This is a genomic window from Lacisediminihabitans sp., assembly GCF_036404185.1.
Lineage (GTDB): Bacteria > Actinomycetota > Actinomycetes > Actinomycetales > Microbacteriaceae > Lacisediminihabitans.
The window spans coordinates 1-4,298 of the sequence record NZ_DASWPB010000142.1 but is presented as its reverse complement, the minus strand read 5'-3'; the positions used below and the strand labels follow the sequence as shown (position 1 = coordinate 4,298).

The following is a 4,298-nucleotide window of genomic DNA, read 5'->3' as shown; positions in this document are numbered from 1 at the left end:
CCGCGGAGAGCAGTTCGTGACAGTCGAGCGCTCGCGGAGCGCGGGATCGGGCGCCCGTCGGGCGCCCGGAGGTGCGCGGGCGGCGAAATTGCGTTCTGTCGTGCTGCGCGGTCGGGTACCGTAGAGGGATACGTCGTGCGCGCGGTTTCGTGGACGACGGACTAGCTGAATAGTGGAGGCCCTCGGGTGGAAATTGATCTGAGCGTGCTGCGCCTCATGGAGCGCGAACGCGAAATTCCCTTCGACGAACTCGTGGCGATCATCGAGCAGGCGATTCTCACGGCCTATCTCAAGCACACCGGTGCCGCGGAGGCCAAGGACGGCAACCCCGTGGCGAGGGTCGAGCTGGACCGCAAGACCGGGTCCGTGCACATCTTCGTCCCGGAGCTGAACGACGACGGCGAGGTCATCGGCGAGGCCGAGGACATCCCGAGCGATTTCGGCCGGATCGGCGCGTTCGCGGCGAAGCAGGTCATCAACCAGCGACTGCGCGACATCGGCGACGACAAGGTGCTCGGCGAGTTCAAGGGTCGCGAGGGCGACATCGTCGCCGGTGTCATCCAGCAGGGACCGAACCCGCGGATGATCCACGTCGATCTCGGCACCGTCGAGGCGATCCTGCCGCCGGAGGAGCAGGTTCCCGGCGAGGACTATGCGCACGGCTCGCGCATCCGGGTCTATGTGACCAGCGTCAGCAAGGGGCTCAAGGGCCCGCAGATCACCGTCTCGCGGACGCATCCCTCGCTCGTCCGCAAGCTCTTCGCGCTCGAGGTGCCCGAGATCGCCAGCGGGGTCGTCGAGATCGTCTCCCTCGCCCGCGAGGCAGGGCACCGCACCAAGATCGCGGTCAAGGCCAACGAGCCGGGAGTCAACGCCAAGGGCGCCTGCATCGGCGAGCTCGGGCAGCGGGTGCGCGCCGTGACGGCGGAGCTCAACAACGAGAAGATCGACATCGTCGACTACAACGAGGATCTCGCGACCTTCGTCGCCAACGCCCTGTCGCCGGCCAAGGTCACCTCCTCCTACGTCATCGACGCATCGACGAAGGCCGTCCGCGCCCTCGTCCCCGACTATCAGCTCTCCCTCGCGATCGGCAAGGAGGGCCAGAACGCCCGTCTCGCCGCCAAGCTCACGGGTGCGAGGATCGACATCCAGCCCGACTCCATCCTCGAGACCGACTAGAGGACCGCCTCCCGGCGGCTGCCCGGTCCGGCTCGTGGAATAGCCCGGCACGGCCCGGCGTTGTGGAAGGGATAAGATGGAGCCCGTAAGAACGTGCCTCGGCTGCCGTAGGCGTGCAGGCCAATCCTCGCTACTGAGGGTGGTCGCGCGAGACGGCAGGGTAATTGCGGATCCGTCCGCGAGCCTTCCCGGTCGAGGCGCCTGGGTGCATCCCACCCTCGAATGCGTCGAAACCTCGATCAAACGCAAGGCCTTCGGCCGCGCGCTTCGAGTCGCCGGCGTCCTCGATGCGGATGACCTCTACCAGCACTACCACTCACACCAGTCGGAACCTCCAACGAAGGTTTCTTGAAGAACAGGCTGAACGGCATAGTGACCAACTAATGAGCACGATTTAAATGAGCATCCTCTAATGAGCGGCTCGAAATGAGACCCGTCCGTAACTAACGGCTTCCTCCTTGTCGGGAGTTGGCCCGAGAAGGAGAACAGTGGCAAAACCACGCGTGCACGAGATCGCCACAGAACTCGGCATTGACAGCAAGAAGGCCCTTGAGAAGCTCAAGGAAATGGGCGAATTCGTCAAGGGACCCTCTTCGAGCATCGAACCACCGGTAGCGCGCAAGCTCAGGGCTGCGCTCGAGGCCGATGGCATCAAGGCGCCAGAAAAGCAGGCCGCCCCGGCCGTTCCCGCGCCGGCGCCCCGGCCGGCTCCCGCCGCACCGGCCCCGACCCCCGTGGCCGCGGCACCGTCGGCCCCCGCTCCCGCGGCCCCTGCCGCTCCGGAGAAGCCGGCTCCCGCCGCGCCGTCCGCCGAGGGCTCTATCCCCCGTCCGGGAGCGGCGCGTCCGGGCAACAACCCGTTCGCCAGCACCCAGGGCATGCAGCGTCCCGGCGCCCCGCGTCCAGGCAACAACCCCTATGCCAGCACCCAGGGCATGAACACCCGGCCGGCGGCCTCGCCGACGGGCATCCCGCGCCCCTCCGCTCCCCGCCCAGGCGCCCCGCGTCCCGGCGGACCCGGCCAGGGACAGCGCCCGGGCGGCTTCGGCCAGCGTCCGGCCGGTGCAGGCGGCGGTTTCCGTCCCGGCGGCCCGCGCCCCGCGGGTGCCGGTGGATTCCGCCCCGGTGGAGCTCCCGCCGGTGCCCCCGGCTCGAACTTCGGCCCCAACCGGCCCGCGGGCGGCGGCGGTCGCGGTCGTGGACCGGGCGGCGGCACGGCAGGCGCCTTCGGTCGTGGTGGCGGCAAGAGCAAGGCTCGCAAGTCCAAGCGGACGAAGAGGGCAGAGTTCGAGCTGCGCGAGGCTCCGTCGCTCGGCGGCGTCAGCGTCCCCCGCGGCGACGGCAAGACGTCCATTCGTCTTCGTCGCGGCGCATCCATCACCGATTTCGCCGACAAGATCGACACGAGCCCCGGCAACCTGGTGACCGTGCTGTTCCACCTGGGACAGATGGCCACCGCGACGGAATCGCTCGATGAGGCGACCTTCGAGATCCTCGGCGAGGAGCTCGGCTTCAAGATCGAGATGGTCTCCCCGGAGGACGAGGACCGCGAGCTGCTCGCCGGCTTCGACCTCGACCTCGACCAGGAGCTCGAGGACGAGACGGACGACGATCTCGTCGCCCGGCCGCCCGTCGTCACCGTCATGGGCCACGTCGATCACGGAAAGACGCGTCTTCTCGACGCGATCCGCAACGCCAACGTCGTCGCCGGCGAGGCCGGTGGGATCACGCAGCACATCGGCGCCTACCAGGTCATCACGGAGCACGACGGCATCGAGCGGGCCATCACCTTCATCGACACCCCCGGTCACGAGGCGTTCACTGCCATGCGTGCCAGAGGCGCGCAGGTCACCGACATCGCGATCCTCGTGGTCGCGGCGGACGACGGCATCATGCCGCAGACGATCGAGGCGCTCAACCACGCCCAGGCCGCGAACGTGCCCATCGTCGTCGCCGTGAACAAGATCGACAAGGAGGGGGCGAACCCCGCCAAGGTGCGCCAGCAGCTCACCGAGTTCGGTCTGGTCGCGGAGGAATACGGTGGAGACACCATGTTCATCGACGTGTCGGCGCTCAACAAGGTCGGCATCCCCGAGCTCCTCGACGCCGTGCTGCTGACAGCCGATGCCGGGCTCGACATGCGCGCCAACCCGAACAAGGATGCGCGCGGTGTCGCGATCGAGGCCAAGCTCGACAAGGGGCGCGGTGCCGTCGCGACGGTGCTCATCCAGTCGGGGACCCTCGAGGTGGGGGACGCGATCGTCGCTGGAACGGCCTATGGCCGGGTGCGTGCGATGTTCGATGAGAACGGCACGAACGTCGTCCAGGCCACTCCGGCCAGGCCGGTGTCGGTGCTCGGGCTCACCTCCGTTCCCCGCGCGGGCGACACCTTCCTCGTCACCGACGATGACCGGACCGCCCGTCAGATCGCCGAGAAGCGCGAGGCCGCGGAGCGCAACGCCCTGCTCGCCCGCAGCCGCAAGCGGATCAGCCTCGAGGACTTCACCAAGGCCCTCGAAGACGGCAAGGTCGAGTCGCTCAACCTCATCATCAAGGGCGACGTGTCCGGTGCCGTCGAGGCACTCGAGGAGTCGCTGCTCAAGATCGAGGTGGACGACAGCGTTCAGCTGCGCATCATCCACCGTGGTGTCGGCGCGGTCACGGAGAGCGACGTCAACCTCGCGACCGTCGACAACGCGATCATTATCGGGTTCAACGTGCGCCCGGACCCGAAGGCCCGCGCCCGCGCGGCCAGCGAGGGTGTCGACGTGCGCTTCTACTCGGTCATCTACGCGGCGCTCGAAGACGTGGAGAACGCCCTCAAGGGCATGCTCAAGCCGGAATTCGAAGAGGTCCAGTCCGGTGTCGCCGAGATCCGGGAGATCTTCCGTTCATCTAAGTTCGGGAACATCGCCGGTGTCATCGTGCGCTCCGGGACGATCACGAGGAACGACAAGGCTCGGGTCATCCGCGATGGCGTCGTCGTCGGCGACAACCTCGCCATCGAGTCGCTCCGTCGGTTCAAGGACGACGTCACCGAGGTTCGGACGGACTTTGAGGCCGGTATCGGTCTCGGTAAGTTCAACGACATCCAGATCGGCGACGAGATCGAGACG

General features: G+C 67.7%; 3 protein-coding genes. All 3 read left to right on the top strand.

Annotated elements, in window-relative coordinates; genetic code table 11:
- The first annotated feature begins 186 nt into the window (after positions 1 to 186).
- Positions 187 to 1,182, top strand: a complete 996-nt coding sequence (nusA, locus tag VGC18_RS10420; RefSeq protein WP_331097016.1) for a transcription termination factor NusA — start codon at positions 187 to 189, stop codon at positions 1,180 to 1,182.
- 76 nt (positions 1,183 to 1,258) lie between these two features.
- Positions 1,259 to 1,534 carry a YlxR family protein gene (locus VGC18_RS10415; RefSeq protein WP_331097014.1) on the top strand — a complete coding sequence of 92 codons (276 nt, stop codon included), beginning with the start codon at positions 1,259 to 1,261 and terminating at the stop codon, positions 1,532 to 1,534.
- Positions 1,535 to 1,670: 136 nt separating this feature from the next.
- On the top strand, positions 1,671 to 4,298 hold a 2,628-nt coding region (infB, locus tag VGC18_RS10410; RefSeq protein ID WP_331097012.1), incomplete at its 3' end, for a translation initiation factor IF-2.